General features: G+C 70.6%; 25 protein-coding genes. 13 read left to right on the top strand and 12 right to left on the bottom strand.

Annotation, left to right across the window (positions count from 1 at the left end):
- Positions 1-211: 211 nt before the first annotated feature.
- The 4 genes from ACFEMC_RS10425 to arsB all read right to left on the bottom strand — a co-directional run bounded on the left by ACFEMC_RS10425 (position 212) and on the right by arsB (position 3509).
- Complete coding sequence (locus ACFEMC_RS10425; RefSeq protein ID WP_380176071.1) at positions 212-994, bottom strand: hypothetical protein; 783 nt, start codon at positions 992-994, stop codon at positions 212-214.
- 50 nt (positions 995-1044) lie between these two features.
- Entirely contained in the window at positions 1045-2058 is a 1014-nt protein-coding gene (locus ACFEMC_RS10420) for an IS481 family transposase (protein WP_380176069.1), read from the bottom strand.
- 66 nt (positions 2059-2124) lie between these two features.
- Positions 2125-2319, bottom strand: coding sequence for an FAD-dependent monooxygenase (locus ACFEMC_RS10415; RefSeq protein WP_380176067.1), 195 nt, complete (start codon positions 2317-2319; stop codon positions 2125-2127).
- A gap of 53 nt (positions 2320-2372) precedes the next feature.
- Positions 2373-3509 (bottom strand): ACR3 family arsenite efflux transporter, encoded by a 1137-nt coding sequence (arsB, locus tag ACFEMC_RS10410; RefSeq protein WP_380176065.1) that lies wholly within the window; start codon positions 3507-3509, stop codon positions 2373-2375.
- Positions 3510-3614: 105 nt separating this feature from the next.
- On the opposite strand from arsB, the gene ACFEMC_RS10405 reads away from it, so the two are divergent.
- The 9 genes from ACFEMC_RS10405 to ACFEMC_RS10365 all read left to right on the top strand — a co-directional run bounded on the left by ACFEMC_RS10405 (position 3615) and on the right by ACFEMC_RS10365 (position 9516).
- Complete coding sequence (locus tag ACFEMC_RS10405) at positions 3615-4085, top strand: ArsR/SmtB family transcription factor (RefSeq protein WP_380176063.1); 471 nt, start codon at positions 3615-3617, stop codon at positions 4083-4085.
- A 2-nt stretch (positions 4086-4087) separates the two neighbouring features.
- Positions 4088-4627, top strand: coding sequence for a GNAT family N-acetyltransferase (locus ACFEMC_RS10400; protein WP_380176061.1), 540 nt, complete (start codon positions 4088-4090; stop codon positions 4625-4627).
- Between the two features lie 49 nt (positions 4628-4676).
- Positions 4677-5102, top strand: a complete 426-nt coding sequence (locus tag ACFEMC_RS10395; RefSeq protein WP_380176059.1) for a low molecular weight phosphatase family protein — start codon at positions 4677-4679, stop codon at positions 5100-5102.
- A gap of 203 nt (positions 5103-5305) precedes the next feature.
- On the top strand, positions 5306-5803 hold the full coding sequence (locus ACFEMC_RS10390) for a hypothetical protein (RefSeq protein ID WP_380176057.1): 498 nt from the start codon (positions 5306-5308) through the stop codon (positions 5801-5803).
- A 210-nt stretch (positions 5804-6013) separates the two neighbouring features.
- Positions 6014-6226: a hypothetical protein gene (locus tag ACFEMC_RS10385; RefSeq protein WP_367641410.1), complete on the top strand. Its 213-nt coding sequence runs from the start codon at positions 6014-6016 to the stop codon at positions 6224-6226.
- Positions 6227-6413: 187 nt separating this feature from the next.
- Positions 6414-6992, top strand: a complete 579-nt coding sequence (locus ACFEMC_RS10380) for a SigE family RNA polymerase sigma factor (protein ID WP_367641408.1) — start codon at positions 6414-6416, stop codon at positions 6990-6992.
- Positions 6989-8047, top strand: coding sequence for a hypothetical protein (locus ACFEMC_RS10375; RefSeq protein ID WP_380176054.1), 1059 nt, complete (start codon positions 6989-6991; stop codon positions 8045-8047). The genes ACFEMC_RS10380 and ACFEMC_RS10375 overlap by 4 nt, the downstream gene beginning before the upstream one ends.
- 102 nt (positions 8048-8149) lie before the next feature.
- Complete coding sequence (locus ACFEMC_RS10370) at positions 8150-8797, top strand: hypothetical protein (protein WP_367641405.1); 648 nt, start codon at positions 8150-8152, stop codon at positions 8795-8797.
- Between the two features lie 248 nt (positions 8798-9045).
- Positions 9046-9516, top strand: coding sequence for a hypothetical protein (locus tag ACFEMC_RS10365; protein ID WP_380176052.1), 471 nt, complete (start codon positions 9046-9048; stop codon positions 9514-9516).
- 508 nt (positions 9517-10024) lie between these two features.
- Here the strand turns inward: ACFEMC_RS10365 and ACFEMC_RS10360 are convergent.
- Positions 10025-11101: a hypothetical protein gene (locus tag ACFEMC_RS10360; RefSeq protein ID WP_380176050.1), complete on the bottom strand. Its 1077-nt coding sequence runs from the start codon at positions 11099-11101 to the stop codon at positions 10025-10027.
- A gap of 396 nt (positions 11102-11497) precedes the next feature.
- Between ACFEMC_RS10360 and ACFEMC_RS10355 the strand changes: the two genes are divergently transcribed.
- From ACFEMC_RS10355 to ACFEMC_RS10345, 3 genes are all read left to right on the top strand, one after another.
- On the top strand, positions 11498-11863 hold the full coding sequence (locus ACFEMC_RS10355) for a hypothetical protein (protein ID WP_380176048.1): 366 nt from the start codon (positions 11498-11500) through the stop codon (positions 11861-11863).
- A 303-nt stretch (positions 11864-12166) separates the two neighbouring features.
- A complete protein-coding gene (locus tag ACFEMC_RS10350) occupies positions 12167-12598 on the top strand; it encodes a hypothetical protein (RefSeq protein ID WP_380176046.1) in 432 nt (143 codons plus the stop codon).
- A gap of 448 nt (positions 12599-13046) precedes the next feature.
- Complete coding sequence (locus tag ACFEMC_RS10345) at positions 13047-13850, top strand: phosphotransferase family protein (protein WP_380176044.1); 804 nt, start codon at positions 13047-13049, stop codon at positions 13848-13850.
- A 487-nt stretch (positions 13851-14337) separates the two neighbouring features.
- Here the strand turns inward: ACFEMC_RS10345 and ACFEMC_RS10340 are convergent, their stop codons facing one another.
- Both ACFEMC_RS10340 and ACFEMC_RS10335 read right to left on the bottom strand, forming a co-directional pair.
- Positions 14338-15555 (bottom strand): EAL and HDOD domain-containing protein, encoded by a 1218-nt coding sequence (locus tag ACFEMC_RS10340; RefSeq protein ID WP_380176042.1) that lies wholly within the window; start codon positions 15553-15555, stop codon positions 14338-14340.
- A gap of 65 nt (positions 15556-15620) precedes the next feature.
- On the bottom strand, positions 15621-17165 hold the full coding sequence (locus tag ACFEMC_RS10335; protein WP_380176040.1) for a GAF domain-containing protein: 1545 nt from the start codon (positions 17163-17165) through the stop codon (positions 15621-15623).
- A gap of 284 nt (positions 17166-17449) precedes the next feature.
- Between ACFEMC_RS10335 and ACFEMC_RS10330 the strand changes: the two genes are divergently transcribed.
- Positions 17450-17950: a MarR family winged helix-turn-helix transcriptional regulator gene (locus ACFEMC_RS10330; RefSeq protein ID WP_380176038.1), complete on the top strand. Its 501-nt coding sequence runs from the start codon at positions 17450-17452 to the stop codon at positions 17948-17950.
- Positions 17951-18067: 117 nt separating this feature from the next.
- Here ACFEMC_RS10330 and ACFEMC_RS10325 read toward each other — a convergent pair whose 3' ends face one another.
- The 5 genes from ACFEMC_RS10325 to ACFEMC_RS10305 all read right to left on the bottom strand — a co-directional run bounded on the left by ACFEMC_RS10325 (position 18068) and on the right by ACFEMC_RS10305 (position 21950).
- Positions 18068-19147: a response regulator transcription factor gene (locus tag ACFEMC_RS10325; RefSeq protein WP_380176036.1), complete on the bottom strand. Its 1080-nt coding sequence runs from the start codon at positions 19145-19147 to the stop codon at positions 18068-18070.
- 173 nt (positions 19148-19320) lie between these two features.
- On the bottom strand, positions 19321-19965 hold the full coding sequence (locus ACFEMC_RS10320) for a DUF1345 domain-containing protein (RefSeq protein WP_380176034.1): 645 nt from the start codon (positions 19963-19965) through the stop codon (positions 19321-19323).
- Positions 19966-19972: 7 nt separating this feature from the next.
- On the bottom strand, positions 19973-20905 hold the full coding sequence (locus ACFEMC_RS10315) for an alcohol dehydrogenase catalytic domain-containing protein (RefSeq protein WP_380176032.1): 933 nt from the start codon (positions 20903-20905) through the stop codon (positions 19973-19975).
- Entirely contained in the window at positions 20902-21384 is a 483-nt protein-coding gene (locus ACFEMC_RS10310; RefSeq protein ID WP_380176030.1) for a hypothetical protein, read from the bottom strand. The genes ACFEMC_RS10315 and ACFEMC_RS10310 overlap by 4 nt, the downstream gene beginning before the upstream one ends.
- Entirely contained in the window at positions 21381-21950 is a 570-nt protein-coding gene (locus ACFEMC_RS10305) for a type 1 glutamine amidotransferase domain-containing protein (protein ID WP_380176028.1), read from the bottom strand. Before ACFEMC_RS10305 ends, ACFEMC_RS10310 begins: the two co-directional genes overlap by 4 nt.
- Position 21951: the final 1 nt, after the last annotated feature.

Genomic DNA, 21951 nt, shown 5'->3' with positions numbered 1-21951 from the left:
CGGTGCTCCTCTGCTTGCTAGCGGTGGCAGCAGTGGGAGTGATCTTGGTCGATGACTCTCGGCGACGGCCGAAGTAGCACTGGACCGCACCGGTCGTCACAGCCCTCCACGTACATCCGGCCATGGCGCCGACCGCGCGCTCGACGACCTCGCGGTCTTGCCGATGTCCGCCTGTTCGCCAAGTAGGCCCAAGGACTTCGACTCCGAGGGGTCAGGGGATCTCAGCTGCGCGACCGTGCTGGAAACCAGTCGGGAACCCGAGCCGCGCCCCATCGGTCGCCCCCACACCGATGCTGATCGGCTGAGGCTCGCTGGTACCGCAGCACGAGCCCACAACGTCGTCGTCGGTCTCGGTTCTGCCCCCAGCGGCGACCGCGGGGATCGACGTGGAGCACACCCCGGTCTCGGGCAGGTCCAGGCGCACATCGGCCGCGGCCGCGGCATCACCGGCCAGGTGCGCAGAGATGGATCGCACCTGCTCGTAGCCGGTGGCCAGCAGGAACGTCGGGGCCCGGCCGTAGCTCTTCATCCCGGCGATGAAGAAGCCTCTTTCGGGGTGGGCCAGGACGTCGGCGCCGTGCGGGGCGACGGTGCCGCAGGAGTGAAACTCGGGATCGATCAGCGGCGCCAACCGGGCCGGGGCCTCCACCCCGGGGTCCAGGTCCAGGCGCAGCTCGCGCAGCATCACCAGGTCGGGCCGAAAGCCCGTGGCAGCGGCGATCACATCGACGACCAGACGCTGCTGCCCGGCCGGCGTCGTCATCACGACAGTGACCTCGGCCCCGTCGACATTGGGTTCCAGGGCGCTGATGGCGACCTGCGTGTGCAGCTCGATGCGCCCAGACTCCACGGCCTGACGCAGTCGTGAGCCGAGGACTCCACGAGCAGGCAGCCCGTCGAGGTCACCGCCGCCGAAGGTCCGTTCCACCGACGCCCCGCGCACGGCCCAGAGGATCCGCGTCCCCGGTCCGTCGGCGGGGTCGGTGTCAGCCAAGGCGACAAGGTGCAGCAGCGTGTTGGTGGCCGAATGCCCGGCCCCCACGACTAGGTGTACTGAGCACGGAGGTTGGTAACGCGGCTGATCGGTGGCCGGCCTCCGAGGGCGGTGTGGTGCCGGTGATGGTTGTACAGGTGGAGGAACTTCGGCAAGGCCCGAACCCTCGCCGTCTCTGAGGCGTAGGGGCGGGCGTAAGCCCACTCGGTGATCAACGTCCGGTGGAACCTCTCGACCTTGCCGTTGGTCTGCGGCCGGTAGGGCCGGGTCCGCTTGTGCACGACGCCGGTCGCCACCAGCGCGGCGGCCACGTCCCGCGAGCGGTAGTTCGACCCGTTGTCGGTCAAGACCCGCTTGATGCGGACACCGCGGTCGGCGAACCAGGAGCAGGCCCGATGCCAGAACGCTGCGGTCGTGGGGCCCTGCTCATCACGCAGGATCTCGGTGTAGGCCAGGCGGGAGTGGTCATCCAGCACGGTGTGCAGGTAGGCGTACCCCAGTCGGCGGCGGCTGGCCAGGGCCTTCGCCGCCCGGCCCGCCTCACTGTCGCGGCCGTGGACACGCCACCCGCCCCCGTCGGGGATCCGGCCCAACTTCTTGACGTCCATGTGCACCAGTTCCCCCGGAGCAGAACGCTCGTAGCGTCGGACCTCACGACGGGCACGTTGCCGGTCGGCCAGGTCCACATCGCGCAGGCGGGGTACGCCTTCACGGCTCAGGATCTTGGCCACGGTCGAGACGGGGATGCCTGCGTGCGGTCCGATGCGGGCTGGTCCCCACCCGCGCCGGCGTAGGCGCAGGACCTTCTTGACCTGCCGTTTGCTGGTCCGGTGCGGGCTGCGCCGCGGAGTCGAGGGGGCGTCAGGCAGCCCGTCGCGGTCCAGGTCGGCTTCGCTGGCTCCTGCTCGGCGTAGCTGACGCAGGCGGGCGGCCCAGCGGCGGGCGGTGGTGTGGGAGGTCTGGAAGCGTTCGGCGGCGCGGCGTTCGTGCCAGCCCTCATCGACGATGAGGCGGGCCAGCTTCAGGCGTGCCTTCGGCACGAGGGCAGCGTTACGGTGAAGCACGAAGACCTCCGGGTGGTGGTGCGGTTCCTCGACAGCTCCACACCCCACTCGGAGGTCTTCTCCGTGTCACGGACCGGTAGTCACCGGCGTGTCACCAACGTGCGTGCTCAGTACATCTAGGCCGTACTCGAGCAGGTGCGCCGCGGCGGCCAGGCCGACCGGGCCGGCGCCGATGACGACGACTGGCAGTTGGGTGACCGGCGGGTCAGCAGCAGCTTCGGTGCTCGTAGAGCTAGCCGCAGCGGTGGGGGTGGTGCTCATGGCGGGTGCCTCCTCAGCAGATGGAGTCAGCGAACGGGGTGAACAGGAAGGGATCAGCGCGAAGCGCGGACGGGCACGGTCGGGTCGCCAGGGAAGAAGCGGCGCCCGGCCCACAGCGCCACGTAGACCAGCGCGACCAGGACCGGCACCTCGATCAGCGGGCCGACGACCCCAGCCAGGGCTTGCCCGGAGGTCACGCCGAACGTGCCGATGGCCACCGCGATGGCCAGCTCGAAGTTGTTGCCTGTCGCGGTGAAGGACAGCGTCGACGTCTTCGCGTAGTTCAGGCCGATCGCGCGGCCGAGGACGAACGAACCGGCGAACATGATCACGAAGTAGGCCAACAGCGGCAGGGCGATGCGGGCCACGTCCGCGGGCCGGGAGGTGATCGCATCGCCTTGCAGGGCGAAGAGCATGACGATGGTGAACAGCAGCCCGTACAGGGCGACCGGGCCGATCTTGGGCAGGAAGCGGCCCTCGTACCAGGCGCGTCCCCTGGCCCGCTCCCCCAGCGTGCGGGTGGCGAAGCCGGCGACCAGCGGGATGCCGAGGAAGACGAGGACGGAAACGACGATGGCGCCGACGGAGAACTGCGCTGAGGTCGTCGACAGCCCCAGCCAGCCGGGCAGGACCTGCAGGTAGAACCAGCCCAGGGCGGCGAAGGCCAGGATCTGGAAGACGGAGTTGATCGCGACCAGGACGGCGGCGGCCTCGCGGTCCCCGCAGGACAGGTCGTTCCAGATGAGCACCATGGCGATGCAGCGGGCCAAGCCGACGATGACCAGGCCGGTGCGGTACTCCGGCTGGTCGGGCAGCAGCAGCCAGGCCAGGGCGAACATCAGCGCCGGCCCCACCAGCCAGTTCAGGACCAGGGAGCTGACGAGGAGCCGGCGGTCGGCGGCGATGCGGCCGGTCTCGGAGTAGCGGACCTTGGCCAGCACCGGGTACATCATCAGCAGCAGGCCGATGGCGATGGGCAGGCTGACTGAGCCGACCTCCACCGCGCTGAGGGCGTCGTCCAGGCCCGGGATGAGGCGGCCCAGGGCCAGGCCGAGGGCCATGGCCGCGATGATCCAGACGGGCAGGAAGCGGTCCAGCACCGACAGGCACGCCAGCACCGGGGTCTCAGCGCCTCGTGGCCCGTTGGGTGGTCCACCCGGGCGGGGGTTCTTGGCGACCAGGTCGCTCATCAGGTGCGTCCTCTACATCGATAGCTGTCGATGACCAACCCTGACGGCAGACATTGGCGACTGTCAATATCGACAGTCATCAATGCGTGATGCCATGCTGACGTCATGGCTACCTCGACGCTGCCGATCGCCTCGACGCCCCGAACCACGGCAGGCGCTACGGCATGCGCCGCAGCAGGCACTGCGGCGGGTACCGCGGTGGGTGCGCAGGGCGTCGCGTGCTGCGCTCCACTGGCCCGGCAACCGCTGAACGCCGAAGACGCCGCCGCCCTGGCGCGCACCTTGAAGGCCATCGCGGACCCCGCCCGGCTGCGGCTGCTGTCCCTGGTCGCTGCTCACGAGGGCGGGGAGGCGTGCGTGTGCGACCTCATCGAGCCCTTGGGCCTGAGCCAGCCGACGGTCTCGCACCACCTGAAGGTCCTGGTCGAGGCAGGGCTTCTGACTCGCGACAAGCGAGGGGTCTGGGCCTACTACGCCCTGGTCCCGGCGGCGATGAACGCCCTGGCCGCCGTCTTGAGCGCTCCCACCCACCCCGCGAGCAGCCAGGACATGACGTCCTCGCGCGTCACCTGCTGACGATGAATCGACGCGCCGTTGAGGCGTCCGAGGTGGCGCTTCTACCGCTCATCGAAGCCAACTGGCCGCAGGTGCAGGCCGTCTACGCCGAAGGCATCGCCACCGGTCACGCCACCTTTGAGTCCGCCCCACCCGCCAGCTGGGCCGCCTTTGACGCAGCTAAGTCCCCCGAGCACCGCATCGGCGCCCACGACGAGCACGGACACCTGCTGGGGTGGGCTGCGGTCAACCCCGTCTCGAGCAGGCCGGTTTACGCCGGGGTGGTCGAGCACTCCGTCTACGTCGCCACCGCCGCCCGAGGCCGCGGCATCGGGCGTCTACTTCTGCTGGACCTGCTCGCCTCCACCGAGGCGGGCGGCATCTGGACGGTGCAGTCCTCGGTCTTCCCCGAGAACGCCGCCAGCCTGGCCCTGCACCAGGCCGCGGGCTTCCGCCAGATCGGCACCCGCCAGCGCATCGCGCGCATGACCAACGGGCCCATGGCCGGGCAGTGGCGCGACACCGTCCTCATCGAGCGGCGCAGCCCCACCGTCGGGACCTGACCCACCTCATCCCCGCTCCACCCCACCTCACCCCTGTAGGGAGCTCAGCGTGCCTACCCCTCGCGTCCTGTTCGTCTGCGTCAAGAACGGCGGCAAGTCCCAGATGGCCGCCGGCCTGATGCGCCAGGCCGTCCACGACGCCGGCACTGCCATCGACGTCGACTCCGCTGGCACCAAGGCCGGCACCGCCCTCAACCCCCAGTCCGCGGCCAGCCTGGCCGAAGTCGGGGTCGACATCTCTGACCAGAGTCCCCAGCAGCTCACCGACGAGATGGTCCGCGCGGCCGACCTCGTCGTGGTGTTGGGCTCAGAAGCCCAGGTCGAGTCGGTTGGAGGCACCCCCGTGGAGGTCTGGGAGACCGACGAACCCTCCCAGCGCGGTATCGAAGGCGCCGATCGCATGAACCTGATCCGAGAAGACATCACCGCTCGGATTCGTGAACTGCACCAGCGCCTCAGCAACTCCACCCCCTGAACGCGCCGGCCATCGTCTCGGGCTACGTCACGGTCATCCCGCAGGTCGCGCGTACGCGCTCATCCCGCGTTGTGCGCGCTGTCGCCGGAGGCCATCGACGTCGCGGTCATGACGAAGACCAAGCGGTCTCGATCACCACGACCAGAGCAGGACCAAGCACCGCGTCTAGAACCCCCGCCAGCGCGACGCGGGACACTCCTCAGGTGCAGCTCAACTCCACCGACGGCGCCGCTTTCGAGCTCTGTCCCAGCGGCTACGAGTACCCAGACCTCACCACCGCCGGGGAACCCGATGCCAACTGGCTCATCGTGCACGGCAAGGTGCGCACCGCCGCCGGGGAGACGTGGACGTTCCAGGGGCCGGACCTGAGCACGTGGGAGGTACGGGAGCTGCTGGACTGGCTGCACGCCGCAGCCGAAGGACGCATCGAGCCGACGGACAACCCCGCCTCTGACCTCATGACGCACACGCTGATCTTCACCGAGCCCAACCTGGCCTTCAGCATCGCCGCGGTCGAAGGTGAGCACACGGTGCTGCGCGTGCACCTATCCCTGGAAGCTGAGGCAGCAAGACCCGGATGGACGGGGGGACTCAGTCCCCGCATCTACGAGTACAGCATCTCGTTGCGGGTCGACCGGGCCCAGCTGCTCGCGGCGGCGGAGCAGTGGCGCGGCGACATCGCGCCGTTCCCGGCTCGTTGACGACAGGGGAACCACTGTCGTAGGGGGCCTTGGCTCTAGCTGACCCATCGCGCTGGTCCCGCTGCGCGCTCACGGAGCGGGCCGCGCGCTCGACGACCTCGCGGTCATCCCGCGTTGTGCGCGCTGTCACCGCAGGCCATCGACGTCGCGATCATGACGAGATGCGGTCAGTCGCGGACCGGCCGCCGCATCGCCCGACAGACTGGTCAGATGGCGCGTTGGACGAACGACCGGGTCACCAAGTACGAGGGCGTCACCGCCATTCTCTGCGCTGTGATCGCCCTTGCCGCGGTGGCGGCGGCCCTCGCGCCGATCGGGCCGAGACCGGCTTTCGCGGTGATTGCCGGGGTGATCGCTGTCGTCTTCCTGGGGCTGAGCGTGCACTACACGTCGGTCTGGCGCGGCAAGCGTCGCGCTGACTGACCACGCGCTCATCCCGCGGTGCGCGGGCGCTCGGTCATCCCGCGGTGCCTGCAGTACCAGACACCTTGTCCTCGGCGGGCCAGGACGTCCTGCACACCGCCGTACTGCCGTCAGGCCGCCGAGATGCTCGGATCGAGGAAGTCAGCAGCAACCGCAACAGCCTGCGCGTGGGCAGCGTTGGAAGGGTGTGACCATCTTCCGGGGGCGCAGAGCCGATGCCCCCTCGCCCCTGCCACCGGCCCAGGCCGGGGTGTGGGACCTGGACTCCCTAATCGCCTGGAAGGGCCCTGAACTGGTCCGCCTGGCCCGCGGGCTCCTCAAGGACCCCCACCAGGCCGAGGACGTGGTGCAGGACGTCCTGGCCCGCTGCGTCTTGAAGTGGTCGCGCATCCAGGCCGTCGAGGATCCCTCGGCCTACCTCAACCGCATGGTCGTCAACGCCATCGTCTCCCACCACCGACGTCCCTGGCGCCGTGAACAGGTCAGCGACCCCGCCGAGCTGCCCGAGGCGGCCGTGCCCGATGCCAGCGAGGGCCACGACGAACGGCAGCACTACCTCACGCTGCTGCGCCGGCTGCCGGACGCCCAGCGGGCCACCCTCGTCCTGCGGCTGTACGAAGGCCTGCCCGACGCCGAGATCGCTGACCTTCTGCACTGCTCTCAGGCCACCGTCCGCAGCCACGCCTACCGCGGCCTGCGCACCCTGCGTCGCTTCCTGGACAACGACCAGTGCCAGGACACCCCCGCTGCGAAGGAGTCCCGATGACCCAGCACCCTCGCGATCGACACCCCATCTTCGGGTTCGGGCAAGAGCACGCCGACCGGCACACCGCCGACCGCTCCGATCCTGAGCGTGAGGACCTGCTCGAGCTGCAGGACCGGCTGCAGAGCGCCCTGCATGCAGAACTCAGCGCAGGCCGCATCGACGAACCCGGCCTGCACGCCGGCACCCGCCACCAGCTGCACCGACGCATCCAACACCGCCGGCGCACCCGCGCAGCGGTTGGCGCCCTCGCCCTGGCCGCCGTCGCCGCCGTCCCCCTGGGGCTGCGGTGGACAGCCCAGCCCAGTGTGCGCACCGTCCCGGCGGCCTCGCTGGCGCCAACACCCACCCAAACCTCAGCACAGACCCCCGCACAAACTCCGGCACCGACCCCGGCGAGTACTTCCACGCCTAGCGCCTCACCGCCCAGCACGACAACGACCAGCTCTACAACGAGCATCACCCCTTCGATCGGCTCGACAGCCGGTTCCTCGGTGGGGCTGGCCAACCCGAACGTCCCCGTTGCCTACGACATCCCCGACATGACCCGCACCCGGGCATCTCTACCCGCCGGTCTCACAGTTCTCAGCGACGGCGGGCAGTACCCCAAGAGCCCGACGGTCATGGGCCAGGAGTGCAGTTCCCGGCCCTTCGATCCCCCCATGGTGGCCGGCCGGCAGATCACCTGGTGGAACGGCAGCCAGCGATCGTCCACGCAGAGCCAGGTGGACCTCGTCGTCACCGGCCGGGCCGCCGGCGGGGGGCCGGTCGCCTTCGACGCCCTCGTGGCCAACACCGGCGTGTGCCGGTTCACCGACCCCACCACGCCGTTCGCCCTCACCGTCGCCGGAGCCGATCAGACCTGGGCCGCGCGGACCGACAGCAATGGGCTGCCCTTCATCTCCGGCGCCGCCCGCCTCGGGGACCTCATCGTCGGCATCACCGTGCTGCACCCCTCGGCGGACCAGGCCGCCCAGGTCAGCGACCTGACCACCTTGCTGACCGCCGCGGTCGCCGACCTGCGCGCCAGCGGACTCCCAGCCGCCGACGGACGATGACCGGCACCCTGCACCTCGGCGAGCCCCGCACGAGCGTTCTGCCTGCGCGGGGCGAACGGGACGCGTGCAGGGCCAGTGCTCTCCTGTGGGGGTGGGGGTCCTGTGCAGCAGAACATCCCGTTGCCTAGCACCGGCGACGCTGAACAGGTGATCCGCACCCGTCTCTCTCACGGACGGGCCGACTGGCTGTGGCGCGTCGGTATCGCCAGCCTCCTCGCCTCGACCGTCGTCGCCCTCACGCCGACCGGCTGGGAAGACGTCTGGGTCATCGGGTCTTGGGTTCCCCGCGCCCTGCACGTGGTCGGCGCCCTCCTGGGCATCGGTGTGGTGTCCCTTATCGTCGGAGCCGGGTGCCGGATCGTGCTGGCCGACCGCGGCGTGCCACGGCCACGACGGCACTGGGTCCGCAAGGTGGGGACTGCCTTGGTGACCGCCTTCGTGCTGCTGATCGCGTGCCCGCTGACCGCCTTGATCGCGTGGCTGAACTCCTCAAACCACTTCACCGTGCTGCCCGAACGCAATACCACCGGCTGCCGGCTGGTGGTGGATGAGGCGGCTGGCTCCAGTGGAATCGGGGCGAGGGTGTACGTCGTGCCGGGCGGGCAGCACCGTGCGCGGGAAGTGGGCTACTACGTCAGCGACACCCGCCTCGTGCAGGCGGGACGGTACGAGCTGACGTGGAACGGGGACAGCGCCGACCTGCAGATCCCCAACGTCGACACCAACGGCCCTTGGCTGTGTCCGACCTGACCCCTCCGTGCTGCCCGACCTCATGCTCTCGACTACAGCCCAGGTACGCCGGCCGCTGCTGTCCTCGCTCGCTGGCTCACGATCGGGAGGTGGGCGGTAGACCCGGCCGCAGAGGCCCAGGTACGCGCTCACCGCGCCGCGCTCGAACCTCACGGTCATCCCGCTGACCAGTACGTCGTCGCCGTCTGGACGTTCCGGACAGGGCACCACCACGTCAGATCACCCGCCTGCTCGGCGACACTGAAGCGGTGGACCCGCTCTACCGCGCCCGAGCCCGAGCTCACGTCGGTGACCTGCCCCCTGAGCTGATGGCCCAGTGGGCAGCCCTGGCCCTGACCCGAGGCTACGACTCCCCCACCCTTCGTGAACTGGCCGGCGCCCACGACGACCCACGCACCCTGCGCGACCTGCTCACTGCCGCCCTCGACGAGCTCGGCACCCCGCGACTGAATGACCACCAAACGCTGTGGGTCATGGCACACACCCACGCCCGCTCCATCGTCGAAGGCCTCATCAGCCCCGAGGACGGCGCCGAGCTGCTGTGGCGCATCTCCACCGATCTGGGCTACCCCGACCAACTGGGCGTCTTCGTCAACGAGGCCACCGACTGGGAGTACGCCTGGGAACTGGACACTGAAGAGAGCCGACAGAACATCCTCCAAGCAGCCCAGACCCTGCTGGCGACCATGACCACCGACACGCTCCATCAAGGAGCCTGACCAGGATCGCTCGCCCGTCTACTGGCACGAGGTGGACGAGTCACCCACGACCAAGTGAGTCCAGCGCACCTGTCTCGCAGCGATCCACCCCTGCAGGCGATCCTTCCGCGATGCGCGGGCACACGGCCATCCCGCCGTCCGAGTGTCCTCCCGCGCTCTTGAGCGAAGCAGGCCTATGCGGATGCGTCGCCTGCGAGAGTCGCTCCATGACAGACGAAGGCGGACCCGGTGAGCGACCAACCCGGCGTCGCATCTGGCCGTGGTTCGTCGCAGCGGTGGTGACGGCAGTCCTGGTCGCGCAACTGTCAGACAGCTTCGGCTGGCCGTGGTGGGTACGAGGGCTGCTGTTCGGTGGATGCATCGGCGGCTTCAGCAGTGTCGGAGGTCGGCTGTGGCGCCAGCGCTTGGATGACACATCCTGCTAAGGCCTTCTGACTTCACGGTCATCCCGCGGTCCGTACGGGCGCATGGTCATCCCGCGAGTTGTGCTCGGTCGACACCTGCACCGTCAGGCCCCCAGCTCCAGGTAGTCGCGTCCTGCCACCATCAACGCGTGCAGTGCCGACCCCGTCTCAGGCTCCGCACCAGGCCCCAGAAAGCAGACCTCGCACCGCGCGTTGTACGCCATCACCCAGCACGCCGCCGCAGCAGCCGCTGACCACTGCTCACCGACGAGGAACCCCGGCCGGGCCTGCTGGTAGTCCGTGAGCAGGGCCCTCACCTGCGCCACCGTCGGCGTAGCCGCGTTCGCGACCCCGCCCGCGGTGTAGGAACCGGCACACATCCCCACCAGCACCGCCTCGGGGCATGCGGTCAGGCTGTCCCAGTCGAAGGCCGCGCTCACCACAACCCCGTCCTGTCCATCCGCTGCCCCATGCGAGCTCCCCCCTTCGGTGGGCTGGACCAGCACGTTGCCGTCGTACCAGTCGCTGTGCCCGATGACGTCGGGCCCCAGCACGCCCCGGCGCGCGAACCGGACCAGCACTCTCGCCGCCTCAGCCGCGAGGTTGTCCACCCACCCGAAGCGCTCCGGGCGCTGGGTGAAGTCGAAGATCGGATCGTGCGGTACTGGCCAGGGGCCTTGCTCGTAACGGGCCCACGCCGGCGCACCGGCCCGCAGCGGCTCACGCAGCGCCGGGTCGGCCACCAGCGGTCGCAGCAGGTCGATCTGCTCGACCAGGCTCACGGTAAGGGCGCGGCGGACGGGCGCCTGGGTGGCGTCGGAAAGTTCGCCCTCGTTCGTCAGCGTCTCGATCACCATCACGCGCCCATCGACCGGGGTGGGTTCGTGCAGGGGCCGCGGGCAGGGATAGCCGTGGGCGGCGAGGTGGTACTGAGCTCGCACCGCCGCGCTCAGGTGCGCAAGGTCCGCGCCGGGGCGGTGCACCTTCACGGCAACCTCGCGGCCGTCCTGGAGTCGGCAGCCGAACACGGCTGAGACCCGCCCGGAACGGAAGAGGACGCGCTCTAGCGCCGAGCCGAGCTGAGCGTGCAGGTGCTCATCAAGCCAGGTGTCGACCAGGCGCTGCGATTCTGGACCGAAGGTGGCTCGTTCAATCCCGTCCACAACGTCTTCAGCCGTCATCGGAGACCACCTGGGAGTCCGCGACGATCATGCGGTCACCTTCTCGGACATTAGCGTGGACTGCACGGTCATCCCGCCGTTGTTATCTCCTCGCGTGGGCCGCCTGGTGCATAGCCATCTCCCGTGTGGCCTGCACCAAGCTGAGTGTCGGGGCACTCCGGACCCCGCATCCGCAGCGCCAGCTGTGTTCTTCGATCGATGTGAAGTTGCTCATGCGTCGACGCTACGCAGACCGAGACGCGGACTCGGGGATCTGACCTCGTTGCGTAAACAGCGCACGGTCATTTCGCCGTGCGCGGGCGCACGGCGCGCGACCTGGCCCACGCTCCTGTTCCTACCGACGCTGACAGGCTGCACCACGTGTTGTCGAAACGGTGGGCCCGCGAACCACGCTGGGTGCAGGCAGTCGCCATCGCCTTGGTGCTGTTGCTGGCCTGGGGAGGCCTGCAGCACCTCCTGGACTTCCTCACCGACGGCTGGAACCCCTACGCCTACGCCCCCCACTGGCTCGCGGCCTACTGGAGCGCCCTGCTCCTCCTGGACCCCTTGGTCGCCGTCCTCATCGCCCGCCGCCACCGCGCCGGTCTCCTCCTGGCCCCGTTCATCCTGCTCACCGACGCCGCCGCGAACGGCTACGCCATCCACGCCCTGGACCTCGGCGGCCCACTGGCCCCGATCGGGCACGGCGTCGTGAGCGTCGTGGCCATCGCCAGCACGGTGATGACCCCACGGCTGCTGCGACCTGCCAACGGCCCGGCCTGAGCAGGGCGACCAGGCTTTCCAGGGCCCGCACCACGAGAGGCCGCGACAGCGATCGCACGGTCATCCCGCGGTGCGCGGGCGCACGGCGTACGAGCAGTCCTGCTCATGGCGTACCCGTGCCTTGACCACTGTCTCCTCAGACATCCCCGCAGCATCTCCCGGCGGGTGCCCCGAGCGTCCAGGAGGTTGCGGGGGATCTCGCGGTCAGTGCGCGCTCACGAGCGGCTGAGGGCTCGACGTCCAGCAGTCGCCGCCCCATCTGGACGCGGTACGTGAGTCTAATTCCGTCGCTAGTGTTACTTCATGGGACTGCACGAACGACGTGGCACGCGGCTGCTGATCTTGCTGACGCTGAGCGCTCTTGGAGCATGCTCCAGCCCCAAGCCCACCATCCCCACCGACGTCACCCCGGCGACCAACGCATCGGACGTGGCCTTCCAAGCCGCCGAAGCCGCGGGGGCCGGTCCCCTGGTCGCCTCCGGCGCTGAGGCCTGGCAAGGCTCTCCCATCACCGTCGGCCCCCTCACTGCTGGGACCACCTACGGAGCCTTCGCTGCCTGCACCGGCGGCGGCACCCTGGGCCTGGACTTGGCCGGCACTGCGGTCACCCTCGACTGCGACGGGCGGGGCCACCGCGTCGGCCAGCTCGTTCCCGCGACTGGCGACGCCACGTTCAAGGTCACCGACCCCAGCGACGACCCCTCTCAGTGGGGCGTAGCCGTCACCACTAGCTAGCTGACGCAGCTCGACTGCCCCCACGCCCCTGCTCATCACCTCAAGCTGTCTCGGCGTTCCTTCCCACTGCCGCCACGACCTCACGGTCATCCCGCGGTCCGGTTGAAGCGCCGGTGGTCGCGACGTCGCGATCATGGCCGATGGCCGCGTTATCCGGTGGTTCGCGTGGGCTGCTCTAGCACCGATATTGCTGCGCTCTCCTGCCAAGATCGCAGCCATGTCCTCCCAGCAGCACGAGACGCTGAGGTACAACCCCAACAACGCCACCACCGGCACCGTCGAACGCGTCCACGGCTCCGACGGCAGCACCCTGGTCCACAAGCAGCTATGACGGGCCGGGACCGTTCCCACCGCGCCCGCGCACTGGACAGCTTCCACCACGCCCAGCGCCTGGAACTACTGGGCCCGCGAGGCCGAGGTCTACACCGACCCACGACTGCGAGCTTCCTTGACCGGCACCGGCCTGGACCTACCCACCGCCGATATCCGGCCCAACCAGCAGAGCACCGACCTGTGGCTGGAAGACGTCCATGGCACCGCCGGAGCCGACTTCACCCTCACCGACCACATCGCCACCGCCACCGGCCTTGGCCGCTGGCAGGCCCGCCCGCTGCAGCCCGCACCGGCGTGGGCCTCACGCGGATTCCTGCGGGCCTACTCCTCCAATCGCCCCGGCGACCTCGCCCTGGTCGAGGATCACGCGGCATGGACCCAGCCCCTCATCGCCGGGACCTGGCCATCTGACCTTCGAGCAGGGTGGGCGCGGTTGCTGAGCCACCGCGAGGACCTGCTCGGCGTGATGGAAGCCCTACCCCGCACCCTGTGCCACCTCGACGCCTGGGTCTCTAACGTCATCCGACGACCTAGCGGCGAGGTCGTCCTGCTGGACTGGTCCTTCGCCGGCGACGGCGCCGTTGGGGAAGACCTGGGCAACTACCTGCTCGACGCGGTCTTCGACCTCTTCTGGCCCGCCGAGCGCCTCGCGGAGCTGGAAGCAGCGTGCTGGCCCGCCTACCTCAACGGGCTACGCGCCGGCGGCTGGGACGGCACCGACCGTGAGGCCCGGCTCGGAGTGGTGGCCTCCTGCGTGAAGTACACGTGGCTGCTGCCCCTACTGCTGCAGAAATCCGCTGACTCCGAACACGACGCTTACCACCAGCGTGCCGATGCCGAGCACCTCCACCGCCAGCGTGGGGCCGCCCTGGCGCACTTGGTCGGCTGGTGCGAAGAAGCACTCGATCTGGCCGGCTGAACAACCGCACGCTCATCCCGCGATGCGCGCGGGGGCACGGTCATCGCGCCGACCAGAACGTCATCCGCCCTCGAGGAACCCCCGCCGCAGGGTGAGCAGGCTGTGAGCGCGGCCGTGCGCACGAAGAATCCGGTCAGCACCCTTCGGTGGTCATGGCCTCAGAGCAGGCACGCGACAGCGCGGCCTGCACGGAGGGGCTGGCGATCACTCTGGCGGCCCCGGGGAGCGAACGTGCAGTCATCGAGGGGTCCGCACGTCAGGTCGATGCCCTGCCGGCGACGGGGCTGAACGCCTGACGGTTCGCACGTTGTCTCCACCACCCCTCCGGGCGGCACGTTCCTCGGTCGACCGATTTGGATGAGACGAGCAGGCCGCTTGCCGTCTCAAGCGACGTGTCCCACCACAGGTCCGGGGTGCATGGTTGCGACAGACCCAGTGGGGACGAACACCCGCCGAGCATCCGACTTTCCTTCGAGCGGCGGCCCGTTCACGGACGAGAGCAGGTGAGGGAAGCGACGCGGGACCTCGCGAGGATCTGCGCGCGCAGGTAGGCCACCCCGACGTCGTCGCGAGAACATCCCGAGGCCCCGTCAGGTCCAGGGTCGGGTGCGCCGGCGCTCAGGTTCCTCTCGTGGTCGCGGACCGCCGACAGGACTGGTGACAGAGGACCACCAGCGGCCACCAGGGCGTCCGCGACGGAGGGGTGCAACGCGCAGCCGTGGATGAGCTCGACTGCGTCCAGGCCCAGAACTTCGGCGATCGAGGACAGCAGTCCGACGGTGAAGGCGGCCTCGGCGGCGAAGGGACTGAGGCCTCGGCAGGCCTCGGCCCGGGTGAAGACCCACTCCAACATCGTCTCGGAGACGGGCGAGGCACCTGACCCAGCCACCAGGACCAGCACCATCCAGTCCCGCAACTCGTGACGTCCCAACATCACCACCGCCTGCCGCAACGAGGTGAACCCGTTCCGCGGGGCGTGTGCCGCCGAACTCACGGTCTTCAGCACGCGCAGACTCAGCCCCGGGTCACTGGCCAACAGCTCCAGGACGGCGTCCGTAGGTGCCTCGCCGTCCGACAGCACCGACAGCATCCGGGCGCAGACCAGGTGCGACGACGTCAAGGCCTGCCGTTGCAGCACATCAGGCCGGTGCAGCAGGTACCCCTGGAACAGGTCCGCACCCAGGTCGCGGCAGACGTCGAACTGCTCCTGCGTCTCCACCCGCTCCACGACGACCGCAGCTGCCGGGTTGACGTCTCGCACCATGCCGACGAGCCCGGCCAGGCGGTCCCCCACCGCCTGCAGGTCGATCTTGACGTAGGCCGCGCGCTCCACCACGGCCAGGCGGCTCCTCTCCCCGGCGAAGTCGTCCACCGCGATGCGGAACCCCCGTTCCTCCAGCCGCAGCAAGCCCGCCGAGACCTCTCGGTCCACCTCCACGGTCTCGAGCAGTTCCAGCACCACACCCTCAGCGGGGATCGGCAGCGGCAACCGTCCGGTGAACACCGAGCGGGGAGCGTTCAAGAACACAGGGCGCCCGCCGGACAGCACCTGCAGGCCGAACTCCCCGAACGTGGCGCCCACGACCTGTGCGGTGGCACGGTCGTGCTCGGCATCCCCCGACAGCCGGGCCTCGTTCGCCGTGCCCGCCCGGTACAACAGCTCGTAGCCGTGCACCGTGCGGTCCGCGCTGTGGATGGCCTGCAAGCCCAACCTGGTCGGCAGAGAACGACTCCCCGCAGGATCCGGGAACCTCGAAGGGCCCGGGTCGTTCACGCGAGGATCTCGCGGGTCACCGCGAACTGCTCGGTCAGGACACCGCCGATGACGGCCTGCGTCTGGTTGATGTCCTCGACGACGGAGTGGATCTGAGCCAAGGAGGACGTGACGGCCGCAACCCTGGCCTGGATGGTGGCAACCTTCCCGGAGACACTGCTCGTCGCCCGCTCGGTCTCCCCCGACAACTCCTTGACCTCCTCGGCCACGATCGCGAAACCCCGCCCCGCCTCCCCAGCCCGAGCCGCCTCGATCGTCGCGTTCAACGCCAGCAACTTCGTCTGCGCCGCGATCGCCTGGATCGCCCGCACCACGTCGTTGATCTGCGCCGACGCCTCCTCCAACGCCGCGACCTCCGCGTTCGCCTCCGCCGCCAACGCCTCACCCTGCGCCGCGACCCCCGTCGCCGCCACCACGTTCCGCTCCACCTCCTCGATCGAAGACAGCAGGTCCCCCCCGGCCTGCTGCAACCGGCCCGCAGCCGCGAACCGCTCCATCGCCTGACCGATGAGGAACGCCGTGTTCCGCAGCGCCGCACCCCGGCTCTGCGACATCACCAAGGTCCGCGTGGCGAAGAAGTCCATCGTCCCCACCACCCGGCCGCCGACGACGACGGGCAGGCAGACCCCCGACTTCACCCCCGCCCGCTGCGCCACCGGCGCGCGGACGCAGTCGGTCATCTCCCCCAGGTCCTCCACGAACACCAGGTCCTGCGCCGCCCACGTCCGACCCGACAACCCCACACCCTTGGCGAAGGACGCCGCCAGCGTCACCTGCCGGAACTCCGCACCCGCGTCCCCGGACTCCAGCTCGAAGCGCAGGACGTGCCCCGACGCCGGGCCGGTCTCATCCAGCCGCCAGAACGAGCCGTACTGCCAGTCGAAGTCGGCGCGGATCGTGTCCAGCGCCACCCGCAACGCCGCCTCCTCGCTGGTGGCCGCGGTCAGCTCACGGATCAGCGTCGAGACGGCCGCGACGTCCTGGGCAGCCTTCTCCTGCCGCGCGGCCTCGGCCAGCCGCGCCAGCGTCGTGGACACCAGCGTGGCCACCGTGCGCAGCACCGCGGTGCGCCCGGCCGACAGCGTGACGCGCTCGGTGGTGAAGAAGTCCATCGTCCCGGCCACCTGCCCGGCCTCCAGGACCGGGAAGCAGATCCCCGACCGGATCCCGGCGCGCTGGGCCACGGGCGCGCGGACGCAGTCGGTCAGCTCACCCAGGTCGCCCACGTGCACCAGGTCGCGCTGGCGCCAGGCCCGCCCCGACAGCCCGACACCCTCGGCGAAGGACGCCGCCAGCGTCACACGGCGGAAGTCCTCACCCGCGGGACCGTCGACACGCCCGGACTCCTGCGCGAAGACGAGGACGGGCCCGGCGCCGGCTGCAGATCCGCCTCGGCGCTCCAGGCGCCAGTACGACCCGTAGGCCCAGCCGAAGCGGGACCGGATCGTCTCCAGCGCCGTCTCGACCGCCGCCTCCGGCGTCGTGGCCTGCTGCAAGGCCCGCACCAGGTCCGTCACCGCCGCGACGTCCTGCGAGACCACGTCCTGATCGGCAGCTCCTGCAGCCTGCTCGCGACCGCGCTTCCAGCGAAACACCCGGTACCCCATTCCTGCTACGGGGCGCCGGAGACGGAAGAGGACAGCAGCCACCCAGCGCCGATGTCTCTTCAGCCCTGAAGTGATCGGCTCGTCCCCGAGCGCACTTGACTGCGCCAGACCGGTGAACTCCATCACGACCATCTCTAGAAGTCATTGCGGCGCAACGTCATCGGGACCCATCACCGGAAACGAGTTCAGGACGTGGATCCCTTCACCGATGGAAGACCGTGCGCACCACCGTCCACCGGTTGCCCGGCGTCCGCGACACCAGCGACGTCATCGCCCTGGCGCCCCTGACGGGGTCGGAACTGGGGCACCTCACCCTGCAGGCCGGCCTGCGGGTGCTGGCCGTCGTGGAGGACGCGGCCCGGGGAGCGGGCCTGCAGGCCAGCGACCTGCGCGCCATGTACCTGCTGCACGTCCACGGCCCCCACAGCGCCGGGGCACTCGCCGCGCAGCTGCTCATGCCGCAGTCCTGCGTGACGCTCATCGCGACACGCCTGTCCGGACGCGGACTGCTGACCCGGACCAGGGACCGGGCGGACGGACGCCGCGTCGTGCTGGCCCTGACCGGTGCCGGGACCCAGGTGATGGACGAGACAGCCGTCGACGTCCGCTCCGGGCTCAAGGCCCTCTTCGCCCCCCTGTCCCCGGGCGCCTCCACCGCTCTGGCCGCCCTGCTGGCCGACGTGGTCGAAGCCGTTCCGTCTGACCCGACACCCGCGTAGACCTGGGTACGAGCGCAGCGGGGCACCGACACGCGGTGACGAACGTGCGCCCTGAGCGTGACGTGGCGGTCACGGCGCCGACGCCGCCAGGGACGGCTGCGCTCGGCTCGACCTGGTTCACCGTCGGGACGGCGCGGGCGCCGTTCGTGCGAGGACCGGGCTCCGCGTCGACCTGGGGGCGGGAACGTACAGCCCTTCCTGCTCGGCCCGCACCGCGGCGAGGGTCCGCGCAGGGACGTCGAGCTTGGCCAGCACGTGCTCGAGGTGGGCGGCGACGGTACGTGCCGTCACGGTGAGGGCGTGGGCGATCTCCTGGTTGGAGCAGCCCTCCACGACGAACCCCAGCACCTGCAGCTCACGCGGGGTGAGTCCTCGCAACCCCGACGCCGGGGACACCGCCACGACCCCCTGCACCCGGGGCAGGTCACCGGGTGTCGCCAAGGCGGTGATGCGGACGTGAGTGGGGACGCCCTCGTGGCTGGCGGACCACAGGAACGATGAGCAGACCTGCCCGGTGCGCAGCCGTACCAGCGCGGCGGCCAGGCTGACCGAGCCTTCGGCGAGCAGCGGGTCACCCGGCCAGCCCCCGATCGGTTCGGTCCGCCCGTCCTCGCGCAAGGCGACAGCGGCTGTGGCGCCAGGGACCAGGCGGGCGGCGGTGAGCAGCGCCCGCATGGGGTCGATCGCCTGGGCCAGGACGGGAACGGCTGCGGCCAGGCGTTCACGCTCGACCGGGGCCGGTGCTCGCTCCTCCTCGAACAGCAGGGCCAGGAACCCGACGTGCCAGCCGTCGGCGGTGAACAGTGGCACGGCGAGGGCCTCGTGGACGCCGGCCGAGAGCAGGCCTTCTGCCCACGTGCTCAGCTCGCCGGACGGGACGGGCAGGTCCGCGGGCCACCGGGTCGGACGTGGGGTGTCCGCCCCGCTGTCCGCCCCGCTGTCCGCCCCGCTGTCCGCCCCGTTGGCCACGACGTCGTGCGCCACCGTCGGTCCCTGCAGGTACCGCACGACGGGTGCGTCGAGGTCCACGCACGCCAGGGGGCTGTAGCTGGCCTCCAGCGGGTCGAGGAGGGCCAGCCACGCGGCGTCGAACGGGACGGCACGACGCAGCGCGCCCAGCATCGTCCTGGCCCGGTCGGGCAACGGCTCGCTCGACTCCGAAGCGACGGTCAGGGCTGTCGTCAGATCGTCCACCACGGGACCACTCCACGCCTGCACCTCGGCGAGCGGTCGACGGGACGGCCGGCAGGACCGCGCTCCGTCACCCCCTGGGGTTGGAGGGGCAGCACTCGGGTTTCGGCACCAGGGTGCACCCTGTGGGGCCGCGACGCTCCCCGAGGACGCGCGGACTCAGGACGCCGTGGCCGGCCTCACCCACCCAGATCGGTGACGAGGTTGACGGCCACCGCCAGCACACCCGTGCCGAACGCGTAGGAGAGCAGGGCGTGACCGAGTGCGGCTCTGCGCGCTCGCGTGGAGGTGGGCTCGGTCTCGGAGACGGCGTACGACATGCCGACGGTGAACGCCAGGTAGGTGAAGTCGCTGTAGGCGGGCTCGTCGTCCTGCTTGAAGTCGAAGCTCCCGCCGCTGCCGTCACCGGGCTCGTCGACGTAGTGCAGCCGGGCGTACTTGAACGCGTAGACCGTGTTCACCAGCGCCCAGGACAGAGCGACGCCCACCACGCTGAGCAGGACGGAGGCGACGGCGACGGGGTCCTTCGCCCCGCTGGACTGCAGCAGGGCCACCACGACCGCGGCCAGGCTGGCGACCGCGGCCGTGATGAGCCAGGCGTCCGTGGACCGGGTGGACCGCTCCTCCTGGGCCAGGCGCCGGGTGCCGCCGGCGTCCTGGGGCCAGCAGCGACGCCAGACCCAGGTGAGCAGGACCGCGACGGCGACCGTCCAGGTGACCAGCGGGAGCAGCCGGACGTCGGTCAGGAAGCCGACCACCGCCCCGGCGACGAGGCCGGCCGCCAGGCTGGTGAGGGTCCGGCGGACGGACAGCGACCGGTCCACGTGCACCCTAGGCACCCGGCCGGAACACGGCCCGGATGCAGCCGTCCTCCTTCTCCTTGAACATCCGGTACCCCTTCGGCCCGTCCTCCAGCGGCATGACGTGCGTGGCGAGGTGCTCGGTGCGCACCTCCTCGCCCCGGCTCATGCGCTCGAGGACGGCTTCGATGCACACGTCCGGGCCGCGACCGCCCGTCACCTCCCGCAGGGCCGCGGGGACGTCGACCTGCTCGTAGTCGAGGGTCTCGGCGCCGATGTGCGTGCGGACCTGCTCCAGCCGGTTGTCGAAGCGGTCGACGACGACGACGCGTTCGGCGCCCATCAGCACGGCCTTCCGGGCCGCCATCTGCCCCACTCCCCCGGCACCCCACACCGCGACCACGTCCCCCGGCTGGACCCCGGCCTGGTGCGCCCCCGTCCAGCCGGTGGGGGCTGCGTCGGAGGCGAACAGGGCCCGCTCGTCGGACACGTCGTCGGGGATCGTGAACGCGCCCTGGTCGGCGTAGGGCACGCGGATGAAGCGCGCGTGGCTCCCCGCCCAGCCACCCAGCGCGTGGGAATACCCGAAGCAGCCGCCGATGGCCTGGCCCCACAGCGCCTCGGTGAGCCCGGGGTTCGGGTTGCCGTTGTCGCACAGGGAGAACAGACCCTGCTGGCAGTACCAGCACTTCCCGCAGCTGATGAACGAGACGACCACCACGCGGTCGCCCACCCGGTGGTTCGTGACGTCCGGGCCCACCTCGGCGACCGTGCCCATGAACTCGTGGCCGAGGACGTCCCCGGCGCGCATGGCGGGGACGAAGCCCCCCATGAGGTGCAGGTCGGAACCGCAGGTGGCGCTCAAACCCACCTCGACCACGATGTCGCCGCGGTTGACGATGGTGGGGTCGGGCACCTCCTCCACGCCGATCTCGTCGACCCCGCGCCAGGTCACCGCCTTCACAGCACACCCCCCTTCGGGGCGGAGCGGGTCCAGGCCTCCAGGAGCAGACCCCCCGGGGTGGGGGTCCGGTTCCCGTGCGGCGCAGGGTCCACGGCCAGCACCTCACCCACCTCCAGCAGTTGCTTGGCCCGGCGCAGCGCCGACCGCAGGTCGGCCTGCGGGTCCTTGCCGCTGAGGCGCCGCGCGACGCCGCCGCCGGGCTGGTGGCGCAGCCGGGCACCGAGTTCGGTCCCCTTGCCCCCCGGCGCCGGGCGGGTGCGGACCTCGATCCGGTCGCCGTAGTGCGCCAGGGGTGCCGGTAGGTTCTCCGTGTCCACCTCCTGGACGTCCCCGGCGACGGTGACGGCGAGCCACCCCGATGCCGGGGCGGCGCTGCCCGGAGCGGTGCCCGCAGGGTTGAGGACCGAGCGGACCCGCCGGACGACCGTGACGCCGGCGCGGGTCGTGATGGACGTCGTGCTGTGCACAGCCGGACTCATGCTCGTACCTCCGTCGGTCGGCTGCTTCCTGCGAACTCCTGGAAGATGCGGGCGCAGAACGCCGGCAGGTCGCCGGGTGACCTGCTGGTGGTGATGTTCCCGTCGGTCACCACCTCCTCGTCGACGACGTCGGCCCCGGCGTTGCGCAGGTCGGTGCGGACGCTGGGCCAGGAGGTCAGCCGGCGCCCCCGGGCGACGTCGGCCTCGACGAAGTTCCACGGTCCGTGGCAGATCGACGCGACGGGTTTCCCGGACTGCACGAAGTCCCGGACGAACCGCACCGCGGTGGGTTCCATCCGGAGCTTGTCGGGGTTCACCGTCCCCCCGGGCAGGAGCAGGGCGTCGAACTCGTCCACCGCGACCCCGTCCACCGTCACGTCGACCGGGAACGTCCCCGCTGCCTCCAGGTCGTGGTCGCGTGCCTGGATCTCCCCCGCGGCCAGGGAGACGACGACGGTGCGGGCACCGGCCTCGTCCAGCGCCTGCCGCGGCTGTTCCAGTTCCACGCGTTCCACCCCGTCGGCGGCGAGGATGGCGACCCGTCGCCCGTCCAGCGCGCCGGCCACC

This window comes from Kineococcus sp. DHX-1 (assembly GCF_042473625.1).
In the GTDB taxonomy this organism is placed as follows: Bacteria; Actinomycetota; Actinomycetes; order Actinomycetales; family Kineococcaceae; genus Kineococcus.
This window is presented reverse-complemented; position numbering and strand designations above follow the sequence as displayed.

What these genes read in the sequence shown, in the direction of transcription:
- ACFEMC_RS10405 (WP_380176063.1), top strand. Translation starts at nt 3,615, where the DNA reads ATGGCTACCTCGACGCTGCCGATCGCCTCGACGCCCCGAACCACGGCA.
- ACFEMC_RS10350 (WP_380176046.1), top strand. Translation starts at nt 12,167, where the DNA reads ATGGGACTGCACGAACGACGTGGCACGCGGCTGCTGATCTTGCTGACG.
- ACFEMC_RS10360 (WP_380176050.1), bottom strand. Translation starts at nt 11,101, where the DNA reads ATGACGGCTGAAGACGTTGTGGACGGGATTGAACGAGCCACCTTCGGT.
- ACFEMC_RS10375 (WP_380176054.1), top strand. Translation starts at nt 6,989, where the DNA reads ATGACCCAGCACCCTCGCGATCGACACCCCATCTTCGGGTTCGGGCAA.
- ACFEMC_RS10400 (WP_380176061.1), top strand. Translation starts at nt 4,088, where the DNA reads ATGAATCGACGCGCCGTTGAGGCGTCCGAGGTGGCGCTTCTACCGCTC.
- ACFEMC_RS10415 (WP_380176067.1), bottom strand. Translation starts at nt 2,319, where the DNA reads ATGAGCACCACCCCCACCGCTGCGGCTAGCTCTACGAGCACCGAAGCT.
- arsB (WP_380176065.1), bottom strand. Translation starts at nt 3,509, where the DNA reads ATGAGCGACCTGGTCGCCAAGAACCCCCGCCCGGGTGGACCACCCAAC.
- ACFEMC_RS10385 (WP_367641410.1), top strand. Translation starts at nt 6,014, where the DNA reads ATGGCGCGTTGGACGAACGACCGGGTCACCAAGTACGAGGGCGTCACC.
- ACFEMC_RS10310 (WP_380176030.1), bottom strand. Translation starts at nt 21,384, where the DNA reads ATGAGTCCGGCTGTGCACAGCACGACGTCCATCACGACCCGCGCCGGC.